This window comes from Nocardiopsis akebiae (assembly GCF_018316795.1).
In the GTDB taxonomy this organism is placed as follows: domain Bacteria; phylum Actinomycetota; class Actinomycetes; order Streptosporangiales; family Streptosporangiaceae; genus Nocardiopsis; species Nocardiopsis dassonvillei.
Window position 1 is genome coordinate 1,573,378 of the sequence record NZ_CP074132.1, and the last position, 13,770, is coordinate 1,587,147.

Consider the following 13,770-nt stretch of genomic DNA (forward strand, 5'->3'; position numbering starts at 1 on the left):
GCCGCGCCCCGGGCCCCTCCGACCGCTAGTCGGCGGGCGGGAAGACCGTGTCCACCAGTGCCCGCTGCTCGGCCTCGTGGCGCTTGGCCGAACCGGCCGCGGGCGCGGAGGAGGCCGGACGCGAGATCCGGGTGAACGGGCGGTCGAGCTGCTCGGAGAAGACCAGCGCGACGAAGGGCCACGGGCCCATGTTCGCCGGCTCCTCCTGCACCCACAGGACCTCTCCCGCGTTGGGGTAGGCCTTGAGCTGCTCGCGGATCTCCTCGATCGGCAGCGGGTAGAGCCGCTCCGCCCGGATGATCGCGGTGTGCTTGTCACCGCTCTTGCGGCGCGCCGCGTCCAGGTCGTAGTAGATCTTGCCCGAGCACAGCACCACGCGCCGCACCTTGTCCGGCGCGATCGAGTCGTCCTTGATCAGCGGCTCGAAGTGGCCCGAGGTGAAGTCCGCGGCGGCCGAGGTGGCGGCCTTCAGACGCAGCAGCGACTTGGGCGTGAACACCACCAGCGGGCGCTCCAGCGGCGACTTGGCCTGCCAGCGCAGCAGGTGGAAGTAGCTCGCCGGGGTGCTGGGGTGGGCCACCGTCATGTTCTCCTGCGCGCACTGCTGCAGGAACCGCTCGATGCGGGCGGAGGAGTGGTCCGGCCCCTGGCCCTCGTAGCCGTGCGGCAGCAGCAGGGTCACGCTGGAGCGCTGTCCCCACTTCTGCTCGCCCGCGCTGATGTACTCGTCGATGATGGTCTGCGCGCCGTTGACGAAGTCGCCGAACTGCGCCTCCCACATCACCAGGGCGTCGGGACGGGTCAGCGAGTACCCGTACTCGAAGCCCAGGGCCGCGTACTCGCTCAGCAGGGAGTCGTGCACGTGGAACCGGGTGATGCCGTCGTCGAACTGCTTGAGCGGAGTGTGGGTCTCGCCGGTCTCGCGGTCCATCAGCGTGGCGTGGCGCTGGCCGAAGGTGCCGCGGCGGCTGTCCTGGCCGATGAGCCGGACCGGGTGGCCGTCCAGCAGCAGCGACCCGAAGGCCAGCAGCTCACCGGTGGCCCAGTCGACCGCGTCGGTCTCGACCATCGTCGCGCGGCGCGAGAGCTGGGGGGCCAGCCGCGGGTGCGGCGTGAAGCCCTCGGGCAGCGACACCTGGGTGTCGATGACCCGCTTGACCGTCTCGGTGCTGATCGCCGTCTCGACGGCGGAGTGCTCCAGGCGGCCCTCGGTGAACACCTCGGGCTTGACCACGGCGCCGGGCTCGACCGGCTTCTTCTCGACCTCGCGGGTCTCGGTGAAGGCCCGCTCCAGCTCCGACTGGTAGTCGCGCAGCGCCGACTCCGCCTCCTCCACCGTGATGTCGCCGCGGCCGATGAGGGCCTCGGTGAACAGCTTGCGGGTGGAGCGCTTGGCGTCGATGACGTCGTACATCAGCGGCTGGGTGAAGGCGGGGTTGTCGCCCTCGTTGTGGCCGCGGCGCCGGTAGCAGACGAGGTCGATGACGACGTCCTTGTTGAACGCCTGGCGGTAGGCGAAGGCCAGGTGCGCGACCCGGACCACGGCCTCGGGGTCGTCCCCGTTGACGTGGAAGATCGGCGCCTGCACCATCCGCGCCACGTCCGTGGCGTAGACGCTGGAGCGGCTGTCGGACGGCGAGGTGGTGAAGCCCACCTGGTTGTTCACGATGACGTGCACCGTGCCGCCGGTCCGGTAGCCGCGCAGCTGCGACAGGTTCAGCGTCTCGGCGACCACACCCTGCCCGGCGAACGCGGCGTCGCCGTGGATGAGGATCGGCAGGACGGTGAAGCCCTGCGGGCCCTTGTTGAGCACGTCCTGCTTGGCGCGGACGATGCCCTCGGCGACCGGGTCGACCGTCTCCAGGTGGGACGGGTTGGCGGCCAGCGAGATGCGGATCCTCTGGCCGTCCTGGGTCTCGAAGGTGCCCTCGGTGCCCAGGTGGTACTTGACGTCGCCCGAGCCGTGCGCGCTGCGCGGGTCGAGGTTGCCCTCGAACTCACCGAAGATCTGCCCGTAGGACTTGCCGCAGATGTTGGCCAGCACGTTCAGGCGGCCGCGGTGGGCCATGCCGATGACGGCCTCGTCCAGCTCGGCCTTGGCAGCCCTGGAGATCACGCCGTCCAGCAGCGGGATCAGCGACTCGCCGCCCTCCAGGGAGAAGCGCTTCTGGCCAACGTACTTGGTCTGCAGGAAGGTCTCGAAGGCCTCGGCGCTGTTGAGCCGGTGCAGGATGTGCAGCTGCTCGTCGCGGTCGAGCTTCTCGTGCTCGCGCTCGACGTGCGCCTGGATCCACTCCCGCTCCTCCGGGCTCTGGATGTGCATGTACTCGATACCCACCGTGCGGCAGTAGGTGTCGCGCAGCACGCCCAGCACGTCGCGCAGCTTCATGACCTGCTTGCCGCCGAAGCCCCCGGTGGGGAACTCGCGGTCCAGGTCCCACAGGGTGAGACCGTGTTCGAGCACGTCCAGGTCGGGGTGCTTGCGCTGCTCGTGGTCGAGCGGGTTGGTGTCGGCCATCAGGTGGCCGCGCACCCGGTAGGCGTGGATCAGCTCCTGGACCCGGGTGGTCTTGTCGAGCTGGGTGGCCTTGTTGACGTGGATGTCCTGCACCCAGCGCACCGGCTCGTAGGGGATGCGCAGCGAGTTGAAGATCTCGTCGTAGAAACCGTCCTCGCCCAGCAGCAGCTGGTGGATCCGGCGCAGGAACTCGCCGGACTGCGCACCCTGGATGATGCGGTGGTCGTAGGTGGAGGTCAGCGTCATGACCTTGCTGATGCCCAGCTCAGCCAGGGTGTCGGAGGAGGCGCCCTGGAACTCGGCCGGGTACTCCATCGCGCCCACGCCCAGGATGGTGCCCTGGCCCGGCATCAGGCGCGGGACCGAGTGCACGGTGCCGATGCCGCCGGGGTTGGTGAGGCTGATGGTGGTGCCCTGGAAGTCCGGCACGCCCAGCTTGTTGCCGCGGGCCTTGCGGACCAGGTCCTCGTAGCCGCTCCAGAACTCCGTGAAGTCCATCTCGTCGGACTTCTTGATGGAGGGCACGACCAGCTGCCGGGTGCCGTCGGGCTTCTGGAGGTCGATCGCCAGGCCGAAGTTCACGTGTTCGGGCTTGGCGACGCCGGGCTTGCCGTCCACCTCCGCGTAGGAGTGGTTCATCTCCGGCATGGCCTTGAGGGCCTTGACCATGGCGTAGCCGATGAGGTGGGTGAAGGAGACCTTCCCGCCACGGCCGCGCCGGAGGTGGTTGTTGATGACGATGCGGTTGTCGAAGAGCAGCTTGACCGGCACCGCGCGCACGCTGGTGGCGGTGGGCAGGCCCAGGCTCGACTCCATGTTGGTCGCGGTCCGCGCGGGTGCGCCGCGCAGGCGCTCCTGCTTGACCTGGAGGGCCTCGTCCTTGCCCTCCTTGTCGTCCTTGCTCTTGGGCTTGGCGGACGCGGCCGGGGCCGCGGGGGCGGCCGGCTTCTTCTTGGGGGCGGAGGCCGCGGGGGCCTTCTCGCCCTGCGCCTTCGCGCCGCTCCCGCCCTTCGCGCCAGCAGTCTCCGCGGGCTTGTAGTCCGCGAAGAAGTTCCACCAGGCCTTGTCAACGGAGTTCGGGTCGTTCAAGTACTTCTGATAAAGCTCCTCGACCAACCACTCGTTGGGACCGAAATCTGTCAGGGGTTGAGACGCCTCAGACGACACGGCGGAGATCGCCCACTTCCGCAGCTCGCTTGTGAATGTGTAGGAAGACGGGTGGCTGCTGGCAAGGCGGGCTCAAGAAACGAACGCGGGAGCTGTTCCGCGCATACGGAGAAGCATCTGGCCTGGCCAGCACTCGTCGGGTACAAGGCTACTTGTACCGGCCTCCGCGCGGGGAACGCTGACCTTGTGGAAACTAGGAGATAGGTAACAATCTTTCACATCAGTACTGCCTCTACGTGCGAGTAACAAAGCCCAGAGTCGCGAGGGTGCCAGGTTTGTGGGTTTTTGCAGGGGTTTCGCGATGTGAACTTGTTGGCCGCGTCCGGCCATGCCGGATGTGGCGTGTAACACGGTGCCCCCCGGGGAACCGGTCGGGGCGGGCCTCCGTCGGAGGGGGTGCGAGCGGCCGGGCAGGACGGCCGGGCCCCCTCCGTCGGTCTTCCCAGCGGGCGGGACGGGGCCCGGGCCCGGCCGCGAACGCCCTTTCCCTCGTGCGAGAACGCCTGTTCGCTGGTGAAACGCCGGTGACCGGTGCCGAGCGTGTGCGGATCTGTGTGCTCTGCGGAGTTCTCCCACGCGGGAGGCCCCCTCGTGTCTACGATCCTCGGAACCGAGGACGTGACGGGCGGGGAGGCCATGAGGGGTCTGGGTGAACTGGAGGCGGCCATCATGGACGCGCTGTGGCGGTCCGGGGAGCCGATGTCCGTGCGCCGGATCCGCGAGGGCATGGTCTACGACCGCGAGGTGGCCTACACGACCGTCATGACGGTGGCCAACATCCTCTTCACCAAGGGGCTGCTGGACCGGGAGAAGACCGGCCGCGCCTGGACGTACTGGCCGCGCGAGTCGCACGCCGAGTACACCGCGCGGATGATGGACGAGGTCCTCAACACCGGGCCCGACCCCGGCGTCACCCTGCTGCGCTTCGTGGAGCGCTTCAGCGACGAGGAGGTGGCGCGCCTGCACCGCGTGCTGGCCCAGGCCCGGGACCGGCGCGGCGTCGCCAGCTAGAGGGGCGCCCGCCGGAGGTGCCCTAGGGGCGGGTCAGGGTGCGCACGCTGCGTGAGGAGACCGCGGCCAGGGTGGCCAGCAGCGTCAGCGAGGCCACCAGCACCAGGGCCGGGGCCGGGCCGAACCGCTCGGCGAACGGGCCGATCGCGACCTGCCCGAGGGGCATCGCCACGAACGAGCCCAGCGCGTCGTAGGAGTACACCCGCGACAGTTTCTCCCTGGGCACGTTCTCCTGGACGGCGACCTCCCAGGCCACGTCGAACTGCTGCACCGCCACGCCCGCCAGGAACATCGCGGCGAACAGCACCGGCAGCGGCGACGGCCCGGTCAGGGCCAGGAAGGGCACGGCGTGCGCCGTCATCAGCGCCGAGCCGTAGACCAGCGCCCGCCGCGGCTGCCAGCGGGCCGCCAGCACGCCGCCCGCCAGCAGCCCGACGCTGTTGGCCGCCATGAGCAGACCCCACGCGGTCCGGCCGAAGGTCTCGTCGGCGATGCCCGGGCCCAGCACGGCCGTGGCCGCCGACCAACCCGCGTTGACCACCATGAACTGGAGCACGACGATCCAGACCCAGGGCCGCGACACGAACTCGCTCCACCCCTCCCGCAGGTCGCGCAGCACGTTCGCGTCCCCGGTGTCCACGGGCCCGTGCGCCCGGGCGGCCCGCACCGACAGGAAGGCCGCCCCGGCGCAGGCGAACAGCGCCGCGCCCGCGGTGATCGCCCAGCCCGCGCCCAGCAGGCCCACCACGACGCCGCCCGCCGACATCCCCAGGAACATCCCGCCCTGGACGCCCACGCCCATCGCCGCGTTGGCCTGGCGCAGCAGTTCCCCGGGTACGGTCTGCGGCGTCAGCGCCGCGGAGGCGGGCAGGTTCACCGCCGCGGCGGCGCCGTTGACCAGGCTCAGCGCGATCATCAGCGGCAGCGAGGCGGTACCCGTCAGCAGGAGCGCGCCCAGGGCCGCCTGGGAGAGCGCGGCCAGGGCGCATCCGCCCTGGAGAACCAGCGCGCGCGGCAGCCGGTCGGCGACGACGCCGCCGAGCAGGAGCAGCGCCACGTTCGCCACCGAGCGCGCGCCCACGACCAGCCCCACGCCCGTCAGCGAGCCGGTCACGTCCAGCACGGCGAAGGCCAGCGCCACCGACGCCATGCCGTTGCCCAGGGCCATCAGGGCCCGGCCCAGGGCCAGCCCGCGAAAGGCCGGGTGCCCCAGCGGGGCCGTCAGACCCGCGCCTCCGCCTCCGGTGCGCGCCATGGTCCCCCGCCTCCGTTCGCCCCGACACGGCGACGATCCCGTCCCGGTCGCGGGGTGTCAACGGCTTTTCGCGCGGCGCCCGTGTGCCCGGCTAACCCAGCACCCAGCTGCGCCCCTCGGCGGCCAGCTTCTCCACCAGGGTGGCGCTGTCGTGCTCCTTGGCGAACAGGTGCTCGGGGCGTGTGATCGGCACGATCCACAGCCACCGCACGGGGTCGCCCTGGAAGGACAGCCCGGCGGTGTCCGGCGGCCCGTGCTCGGGACGGGTGACCAGGGCGGAGGGGTCCTCCAGGAGCAGCACCGCTCCCGCGCCGCCGCGCATGGCCCGGTCCTCGGGGTTGTCCAGCCACTTGACGGTGTGCCCGGTCCCGAACCAGGTCACCGCCCGCCAGGGGAAGGCGCCGATCCACCGGAAGACGCGGGCGGCGTGGTGCGCGGGCAGTGTCGTGGCCAGGGCCAGCTCCACCCGGGCGTGCTGGGAGGTGTTGGCCATGTAGCGGTCCAGCGTGGGCATGCGCTGACCGCACATCCCGACCGTGGACAGCACCGTGTACGGGCGGTCCGCGGTGGGCGGGCGCTCCGACACTCGCAGCAGCGGCGGGTGGCCGTCGGAGACGTCCCAGTAGTGCCCGGGCTCGCCCACGTTGCGGTTGAGGTGACTGAGCACCGTGCGCTGCACGCTGCGCCAGGCGCCCGAGGCGCGCCGCCAGTCCCAGTAGGCCTCGGCGTGCACCACGCGCGGCCACAGCTGCCCGCGCACCGAGTCCAGCTCCCAGGCGTAGGCGCTGCGGCCGATCGCCTCGCGCGCGTACCCCGGCAGCCCGCTGTCGGCCTCAGCCCAGCCCGGGATGACGGCCAGCAACCCCTCCTCGTCCACCAGGGCGACCCCGTCGCCCTCCTCGAACCACACGGCGCGCAGGCGGTCGGGGTCGAAGCGGGGGCGGCCCTGCGGGTGCTTGGTGTAGGCCTCGGGCATGAGCGGGGCCCGGCCCTCGTAGAGCCCGCCGGACTCGCTCGTGCGCGGCGCGATCCCGTGGTTGGCCAGCCACACCGGGACGCGGATGCGCCCGCGCGCGTCCAGCAGGTAGGCGGCCGTGGTGTGGGAGTCACACTCGACGACGACGCGTCGGCTCTGGTACGGGCTGATCTCGTCGAGCAGGACGTCGATCCCTGTCACCGGCCCTCCCACACACCGATCCCCGGTCGTCGTAGCCGGACGGGCCCGTCAGGACCGTCCGCGCAGTGCGTAGAATCGACGGTAGTGCCCTGACAGGCGGAGCTGCACCGCGGCGGCGTATAAGTCGTATAACGACACGTTCCGCCGCCGTCCGCGCCCGGGCGCCAGACCACCGACTCCACTTCCTACGGACTGTGTATGCCCGCCGAGCTCACCTTTGTCGCACCCCGCCGTGCCAAACCTCCCCGGCACCTGGCCGACCTCAGCCCCGACGAGCGGGCCGAGGTCGTCCGTGAGCTGGGCGAGAAGCCCTTCCGGGCCAAGCAGCTCGCCCAGCACTACTTCGGCTCCCTGGTGTCGGACACCTCGGCCATGACCGACCTGCCCGCCTCCTCCCGGGAGCGGCTCGGCGAGGCGCTGCTGCCCACCCTGCTCACGCCCGTGCGCCACATCACCTGCGACAACGGCATGACCCGCAAGACCCTGTGGAAGGCGTTCGACGGGGTGCTGTTCGAGTCGGTGCTCATGCGCTACCCGGACCGCGTCACCCTGTGCATCTCCTCCCAGGCCGGGTGCGGCATGAACTGCCCGTTCTGCGCCACCGGCCAGGCGGGCCTGACCCGCAACCTCTCCACGGGGGAGATCATCGACCAGGTGGTCGCCAGCGCCCGCGACCTGGCCAACGGCGAGGTCGCCGGCGGCCCGGGCCGCATCAGCAACATCGTGTTCATGGGCATGGGCGAGCCCATGGCCAACTACAAGCGCGTGCTCCAGTCGGTGCGCCGCATCACCGACCCCGTCCCCCAGGGCCTGGGCATCTCCCAGCGCGGGGTCACCGTGTCCACGGTCGGCCTGGTGCCCGCGATCAACAAGCTCATCGACGAGAGGATGCAGGTCCGCCTCGCGATCTCCCTGCACGCGCCCGACGACGAGCTGCGCGACGAGCTGGTGCCCATCAACACCCGCTGGAAGGTCGGCGAGGTCCTGGACGCCGCCTGGCGCTACGCGGGCACCACCGGCCGCCGGGTCTCCATCGAGTACGCGCTCATCAAGGACGTCAACGACCAGGCCTGGCGGGCCGACCTGCTGGGCAGGCTCCTCAAGGGGCACCTGGTGCACGTCAACCTCATTCCGCTCAACCCCACCCCGGGGTCCAAGTGGACGGCCTCGCGCCCCGAGGACGAGCGCGAGTTCGTGCGGCGGCTGGAGTCGCACGGGGTGGCGGTGACCGTCCGCGACACCCGCGGACAGGAGATCGACGGCGCGTGCGGGCAGCTCGCGGCGGCCGAGAACTGACCGGCCCGCCCGCGGAGCCCGGGAGCACGGGGTGATCGAGACGGCGCTGGCCTTCGCGGTCGCCCTCCTCTCCGGGCTCGTCCCGGTCATCAACATCGAGGTCTACCTGGTGGGCGCCGTCATCGCGATGGACGACGGCGCCCTGGTCGCCATGGCGGTGGCGGCCGGGGTCGGACAGACCCTGGGAAAGCTGCCCTACTACTACGCCGGGCGCGGGTCGCTCTCCGCGTCGTGGATCCGCCGCAGGAGCGCCACGCCCGGCAAGTGGGCCGCACGCGCCGAGGGCTGGCGGCGCAGGGCCGAGGAGCAGCCCGCCTGGGGCGCGGGCCTGGTGGCGGTGAGCTCCCTCGCCAGCGTCCCGCCGTTCATGGTGGTGTCGGTGCTGGCCGGGGTGGTGCGGATGAACGTCGTGCTGTTCGCCCTGATCACCTTCGCCACCCGCACCGCGCGCTTCCTGGTCGTGGTGTTCGCGCCCGCCTGGGGACTGTCCCACCTGCCCTGAGCGCGGTCCGCCCCTGACACGAGCCGGGCGCCGCCCGGCCGGTCCCCGGTTCGGCGGCCCGGACCGCGTTCCCCTCAGACGCCGGCCAGGTCCCGGCGGCGAAAGCCCGCCAGGCCGATCGCGTTGGCCGCGAGCGCCGCCCCCAGCGCGACTGCCGCCGGGACGGCGTCGAACTCCTCGGCGGGCAGTTGGGGCAGCAGCCCGAACGCGCTCAGGTCCAGCAGCCGGTCGTCCAGGCCCAGCATCGGTCCGAGCAGCGAGACCAGGAGGCTGTAGCCCAGCCACGCCCACACCAGCGGGGTCAGGCGCGGGGCAGTTCCCACCAGCAGCGCGGTCAGCGCGGCGAACAGCAGGGCCACCGGCAGCTGGGCCAGGGCGGCCCCGGTCATCGTCCACGTCCAGGAGGTGTCCTCCAGGGCCGCGGACGCGCTCAGGCCCATGCCGACGCCGCCCGCCACCACGATCACCGCCGAGGACAGCACGCTGACCACCAGGGCGCCGCCGAACCAGCGCACCCTGCCGACGGCCGCGGACAGGGTCAGCTCGGCGCGCCCTGAGGTCTCCTCGCCCCGCGCCCGCAGCACGGACATGACGGCGTAGGCCGACGCGGCCATCAGCACGTAACCGCTCATGGTGCCGAGGAAGCCCCCGGTGACGTCGTCGGCGGAGTCGCCGAGGACGGCCAGCAGGTCGGGGTTCTCCTCCAGCATCCCCTCCACCTCCGTGGCCAGCGAGCCGAACGCGAGGGCGAAGAGGAAGACCGCGGCCGTCCAGGCGAGGATCGCCCCGCGCTGCTGGTGCAGGTGCAGCGCGAACACGCCGTTGAGCAGACCGCCCGCACCGGCCGGACCGGGCCGGGAGGGGACCAGGCCCGCGCCGAGGTCGCGCCGGTCCGCCAGGGCGTAGGCCAGCGCGAAGAGCACCGCCACGAGGACCGCGTACAGCGCCAGCGGCCACCAGCGCAGGTCGTCGAACACGCGTGTCTGCTGGACCCAGGCGAACGGCGACAGCCAGGACAGCGCGTTGCCGCCCTCCCCGGCCATGTCGCCGACGACCCTGGACAGGAACAGCACGCCGGTGACCAGGAAGGCCAGGCCCGCGGCGGCGCGTCCGTGCTCGGTGACCTGCGCGCACACGGCGGCGACGGCGCCGAAGGAGACCCCGGCCAGGGCCAGCCCCAGCCCGTAGGCCGCGGAGTCGGCGACCGCCAGGCCGTTGCCCGCCATGGCCAGCGCGGTCAGGGCGCCGATGAGCAGGTTGACGACCGAGACGGTCACCAGCGCGGCGGTCATCTGGGCGCTCGTGCCCAGGACGCTGGCGCGCAGCAGTTCGGCGCGGCCGCTCTCCTCCTCGGCGCGGGTGTGCCGGACCACGTGCAGGACGCTCATGACCGCCAGGGCGATGAGCACGCTCATGGTCAGCTCGTTGACCACCATCGGGCCGAGCTGGTAGTCGTCCAGCCCGTACCCGGGGCCGCCGAAGACGACGCCGGTCGGGGTCTCCATGAGTGCCGCCCGGGCCCGGCGCTGGGCGTCCGTGGAGAACATGTCGTCGAGGGTCGGAACGGTCGCGACGACGGTGCCGACCAGGGCCAGGGTCCAGACGGTCAGCCGGATGCGGTCGCGGCGCAGGACGAACCCGACGAGGGTGCCGGTGCCGGTGAACGCGTTCATGCCCCGGTCCCCCCGTCGTCGTCGGCCCCGCGCGCGGCCAGCTCGTCGCCGTAGTGGCGCAGGAACAGTTCCTCCAAGGAGGGCGGGTTGCTCACCAGGGAGCGGACGCCGAGGCCGGTGAGCGTGCCCATGACGGCGCCCATGCGGGTGTTGTCCACGTCGAAGGCGGCGGTGTCGCCGTCGAGCCGCAGGTTGTGCACCCCGTCGGCGCCCTCCAGGATCCGGGCGTCCCCCGTGACGGTGGCGCGCACGGAGGAGCGGGTCAGGTGGCGCAGGTCGTCCAGGGTGCCCGACTCCACCGCGCGCCCCCTGCGGATGATGGTGACGGTGTCGCAGAGCTTCTCCACCTCGGAGAGGATGTGGCTGGAGAGCAGCACGGTGCGGCCCCGGGCCTTGGCCTCCAGGACGCACTCGGTGAACACGGCCTCCATGAGCGGGTCCAGGCCGGAGGTGGGCTCGTCGAGGATGAGCAGCTCTGCGTCGGAGGCCAGGGCCGCGACCAGGGCGACCTTCTGCCGGTTGCCCTTGGAGTAGGCGCGCGCCTTCTTGGTCGGGTCCAGTTCGAAGCGGGCCAGCAGTTCACGGCGGCGCGCGGGGTCGAGTCCGCCGCGCAGCCGCCCGAGCAGGTCGATCGCCTGCCCTCCGGTCAGGTTGGGCCACAGGGTGACGTCGCCGGGCACGTAGGCCAGGCGCCGGTGCAGGGCGACGGCGTCCCGCCAGGGGTCGCCGCCGAGCAGGCTGACCGTCCCGGCATCGGCCCTGAGCAGGCCGAGCAGGACGCGGATGGTGGTGGACTTCCCGGAGCCGTTGGGCCCGAGGAAGCCCGCGACCTGGCCCGTGCGGACGGTCAGGTCCAGCTTGTCCAGGGCCTGGAAGCGGCCGAAGCGCTTGTCGACGCCGCGGACCTCGATGGCGGTTGGTGTCATGGTCGTCGTTCCCTCCGTGCGTGGTGGGGGTCGGGGACGGGGGTTCGGGGCGGTCAGCCGGGTTCCTCTGGGGGATCGCCGACGTACGCGAGGTAGGCGTCGAGGATCGCGCGCTCGGTGAGCAGGCCCTCGGTGTACAGCTCCAGGGTCGGGAGCATGTACTCCCGCGACCACTCGTGCGCGACCCGGGCGAAGTCGACCTCCCCCTCGAAGCGCCCCAGCGTCAGGAACAGCAGCAGCGATCCGAGTGAGTTGGCGGCCAGGTAGCGGGCGCGCCGGGCCGGGTCCCGGCTCGGGCGGATGGTGCCCTCGGCCTCGCCCGTGGCGAGGTAGACCTCGATGTCGGCCACCATGCGCTCGAAGAGCCCGGCCGCGAGCGGGCCGCCGGCCTGCATGGAGCGGACGACGTAGGCCAGGAGCGGGGCGTACTGCTCCATCGTCGCGAGCTGGTGGAGGAAGGTCTGCCCGTCGTGGCTGGTGACCGTGTCCGTCTTGACCTCGTTCACGGCCGCGGTGACGTGGTCGTCGCAGGCCCGCCGGAGCCTGTCCTTGGAGCCGAAGTGGTGGATCACCAGCCCGGGGGAGACCCCGGCCTGTTCGGCGATCGCCCGCACGCTCACGCCGAACCCGCGCTGGCCGAAGCACGCGATCGCCGCGTCGCGGATCCTGGCGCGCGCCGTGAGGTCGGACTCCCTCGCGGGCCGGTCCGGACGGTCGATTGAACTCATGTTCAATACATTAAACACTTGTTTAGCCTCTTGGCAAGGGGGCCGCCCGGTCCGCGCGGACCGGAGCGGCGGTGCTGGCCGTACACTCGGTGCACGGCGCCCCGGGCGCCCCACGCCGACGAGGAGAGGTTCGATGGTGCAGGTCGCGGTCGCCCAGTTCGCCCCCGGTCAGGACAAGGCGCGCAACCAGCGCTCGGTGGCGGAGCTGACCGCACGCGCCGCGGCGGACGGGGCCCGTGTGGTCCTGTTCCCCGAGTACACGATGTTCACCGCGGGCCGTGTCGACCAGCGCTACGTGGCGGCGGCCGAGCCCCTGGACGGCCCCTTCGTCTCCGAGGCCGCCGACACCGCCCGGCGGGAGGGCGTGCACCTGGTGCTGGGGGTCGGCGAGTCCGAGGGCGGCGCCGACGCCGCCCGCTTCACCAACACGCTGGTGGCGCTGTCGCCGGAGGGCGAGCGGGTCGCGCACTACCGCAAGATCCACCTGTACGACGCCTTCGGCGCCCGGGAGTCGGACGTGCTGCGCCCCGGCCCGATCGAGGAGCCCGAGACCTTCACCGTCGACGGCGTGGTGTTCGGTCTGCAGACCTGCTACGACCTGCGCTTTCCCGAGGTGACACGGCGCATCGCCGAGGCCGGGGCGCACGTGGTGCTGCTGGCCGCGCAGTGGGTGCCCGGCCCGCTGAAGGAGGAGCACTGGCGGACCCTGGCCCGGGCACGCGCCATCGAGAACACCGTGTACGTGGCCGCGTCCGGGCAGGCGGCGCCCGCGGGCGCGGGCAACAGCATGGTGGTCGATCCCATGGGGACACCGCTCGCGGCCCTGGGTGAGCAGACCTTCGCGGTCGCCTCGGCCGGGGTTTCGGCCTCTCGGGTCGAGGAGGTGCGGGAGCTCAATCCGGCGCTCTCCCTGCGCCGTTTTTCGGTCTCTGTGCGGGCCGAGGACTGAGGTCCCGGATCACTACCGCCCCGCAGCTAGTCGGACAAAACTGATGAATCCCATCCTGCGAGACAGGGTCTTCCCAGGCATCATCACTTAGGGTTATGATTCCCGTGCATGGCGTGATGTAGATCGGTCTGAACCATTCCAGGTGCCCAAAGCTTCTGATTCAATAAAGAGCCGGTAACTATCGGCCCGCCAGACTGTCCTAAACCACGGGGGGAGCAAGGACATTGCGCGGAACGAGCATGATGTGCGAACCAGACACGCGGCCCGCGATCGACGTCGAGGTCTACGATCCGGATTCGCTGAGCTGGGCGCAGTGCATGGGGGATGCCTGCGTCGTCTGCCACACCAAGTGGCCCCGGCCCCGCCGGGTGCTCGGTGAGCTCCCGGACGGGAGCGCGGTGTTCGGTTGTGAGGAGTGCGCCGACCTCGTCGGCGCGGAGCCCCGGGTGGCCGCCGAGGAGCGGCTGTTCGCGGTGCGCTAGCGGTGCGCAGGCGGTCGCGCTCCGGGTCCAGGGGGAGAGGCGGACCCGGAGCGCTCCCGTTGGCGCGCCCGCTTCCATTGGGGAGG

11 protein-coding genes are annotated in these 13,770 nt (G+C 71.7%); 5 read left to right on the forward strand and 6 right to left on the reverse strand.

Features of this window, described 5'->3' with window-relative positions; translation table 11 throughout:
- Positions 1-25: 25 nt before the first annotated feature.
- Positions 26-3,685: a multifunctional oxoglutarate decarboxylase/oxoglutarate dehydrogenase thiamine pyrophosphate-binding subunit/dihydrolipoyllysine-residue succinyltransferase subunit gene (locus KGD83_RS06805; protein ID WP_212643021.1), complete on the reverse strand. Its 3,660-nt coding sequence runs from the start codon at positions 3,683-3,685 to the stop codon at positions 26-28.
- Between the two features lie 636 nt (positions 3,686-4,321).
- On the opposite strand from KGD83_RS06805, the gene KGD83_RS06810 reads away from it, so the two are divergent.
- Positions 4,322-4,696 carry a BlaI/MecI/CopY family transcriptional regulator gene (locus KGD83_RS06810; protein WP_212644300.1) on the forward strand — a complete coding sequence of 125 codons (375 nt, stop codon included), beginning with the start codon at positions 4,322-4,324 and terminating at the stop codon, positions 4,694-4,696.
- A 22-nt stretch (positions 4,697-4,718) separates the two neighbouring features.
- Here KGD83_RS06810 and KGD83_RS06815 read toward each other — a convergent pair whose 3' ends face one another.
- Positions 4,719-5,951 carry an MFS transporter gene (locus tag KGD83_RS06815; protein WP_212643022.1) on the reverse strand — a complete coding sequence of 411 codons (1,233 nt, stop codon included), beginning with the start codon at positions 5,949-5,951 and terminating at the stop codon, positions 4,719-4,721.
- Between the two features lie 91 nt (positions 5,952-6,042).
- Positions 6,043-7,128, reverse strand: coding sequence for a suppressor of fused domain protein (locus KGD83_RS06820; RefSeq protein ID WP_212643023.1), 1,086 nt, complete (start codon positions 7,126-7,128; stop codon positions 6,043-6,045).
- Positions 7,129-7,326: 198 nt separating this feature from the next.
- Between KGD83_RS06820 and rlmN the strand changes: the two genes are divergently transcribed.
- Both rlmN and KGD83_RS06830 read left to right on the forward strand, forming a co-directional pair.
- The gene (gene rlmN / locus KGD83_RS06825; RefSeq protein WP_212643024.1) at positions 7,327-8,424 is read left to right on the forward strand and encodes a 23S rRNA (adenine(2503)-C(2))-methyltransferase RlmN; all 1,098 of its coding nucleotides are present in this window, start codon (positions 7,327-7,329) and stop codon (positions 8,422-8,424) included.
- Between the two features lie 31 nt (positions 8,425-8,455).
- Positions 8,456-8,926 (forward strand): YqaA family protein, encoded by a 471-nt coding sequence (locus KGD83_RS06830; protein WP_212643025.1) that lies wholly within the window; start codon positions 8,456-8,458, stop codon positions 8,924-8,926.
- Positions 8,927-9,000: 74 nt separating this feature from the next.
- Here the strand turns inward: KGD83_RS06830 and KGD83_RS06835 are convergent, their stop codons facing one another.
- Genes KGD83_RS06835 through KGD83_RS06845 form a run of 3 tightly spaced genes read right to left on the reverse strand, consistent with a single transcriptional unit; the run spans position 9,001 to position 12,253 of the window.
- Positions 9,001-10,599 carry an ABC transporter permease gene (locus tag KGD83_RS06835; protein WP_212643026.1) on the reverse strand — a complete coding sequence of 533 codons (1,599 nt, stop codon included), beginning with the start codon at positions 10,597-10,599 and terminating at the stop codon, positions 9,001-9,003.
- A complete protein-coding gene (locus tag KGD83_RS06840; protein WP_212643027.1) occupies positions 10,596-11,525 on the reverse strand; it encodes an ABC transporter ATP-binding protein in 930 nt (309 codons plus the stop codon). Before KGD83_RS06840 ends, KGD83_RS06835 begins: the two co-directional genes overlap by 4 nt.
- Before the next feature lie 53 nt (positions 11,526-11,578).
- Positions 11,579-12,253 carry a TetR/AcrR family transcriptional regulator gene (locus tag KGD83_RS06845; RefSeq protein WP_212643028.1) on the reverse strand — a complete coding sequence of 225 codons (675 nt, stop codon included), beginning with the start codon at positions 12,251-12,253 and terminating at the stop codon, positions 11,579-11,581.
- Between the two features lie 133 nt (positions 12,254-12,386).
- On the opposite strand from KGD83_RS06845, the gene KGD83_RS06850 reads away from it, so the two are divergent.
- Both KGD83_RS06850 and KGD83_RS06855 read left to right on the forward strand, forming a co-directional pair.
- On the forward strand, positions 12,387-13,202 hold the full coding sequence (locus KGD83_RS06850) for a carbon-nitrogen hydrolase family protein (protein WP_212643029.1): 816 nt from the start codon (positions 12,387-12,389) through the stop codon (positions 13,200-13,202).
- 239 nt (positions 13,203-13,441) lie between these two features.
- Positions 13,442-13,684, forward strand: a complete 243-nt coding sequence (locus KGD83_RS06855; protein ID WP_212643030.1) for a hypothetical protein — start codon at positions 13,442-13,444, stop codon at positions 13,682-13,684.
- Positions 13,685-13,770: the final 86 nt, after the last annotated feature.

Coding starts and splice junctions, on each gene's coding strand:
- KGD83_RS06810 (WP_212644300.1), top strand. CDS start 4,322: ATGAGGGGTCTGGGTGAACTGGAGGCGGCCATCATGGACGCGCTGTGG.
- KGD83_RS06815 (WP_212643022.1), bottom strand. CDS start 5,951: ATGGCGCGCACCGGAGGCGGAGGCGCGGGTCTGACGGCCCCGCTGGGG.
- rlmN (WP_212643024.1), top strand. CDS start 7,327: ATGCCCGCCGAGCTCACCTTTGTCGCACCCCGCCGTGCCAAACCTCCC.
- KGD83_RS06835 (WP_212643026.1), bottom strand. CDS start 10,599: ATGAACGCGTTCACCGGCACCGGCACCCTCGTCGGGTTCGTCCTGCGC.
- KGD83_RS06840 (WP_212643027.1), bottom strand. CDS start 11,525: ATGACACCAACCGCCATCGAGGTCCGCGGCGTCGACAAGCGCTTCGGC.
- KGD83_RS06845 (WP_212643028.1), bottom strand. CDS start 12,253: ATGAGTTCAATCGACCGTCCGGACCGGCCCGCGAGGGAGTCCGACCTC.
- KGD83_RS06850 (WP_212643029.1), top strand. CDS start 12,387: ATGGTGCAGGTCGCGGTCGCCCAGTTCGCCCCCGGTCAGGACAAGGCG.
- KGD83_RS06855 (WP_212643030.1), top strand. CDS start 13,442: ATGATGTGCGAACCAGACACGCGGCCCGCGATCGACGTCGAGGTCTAC.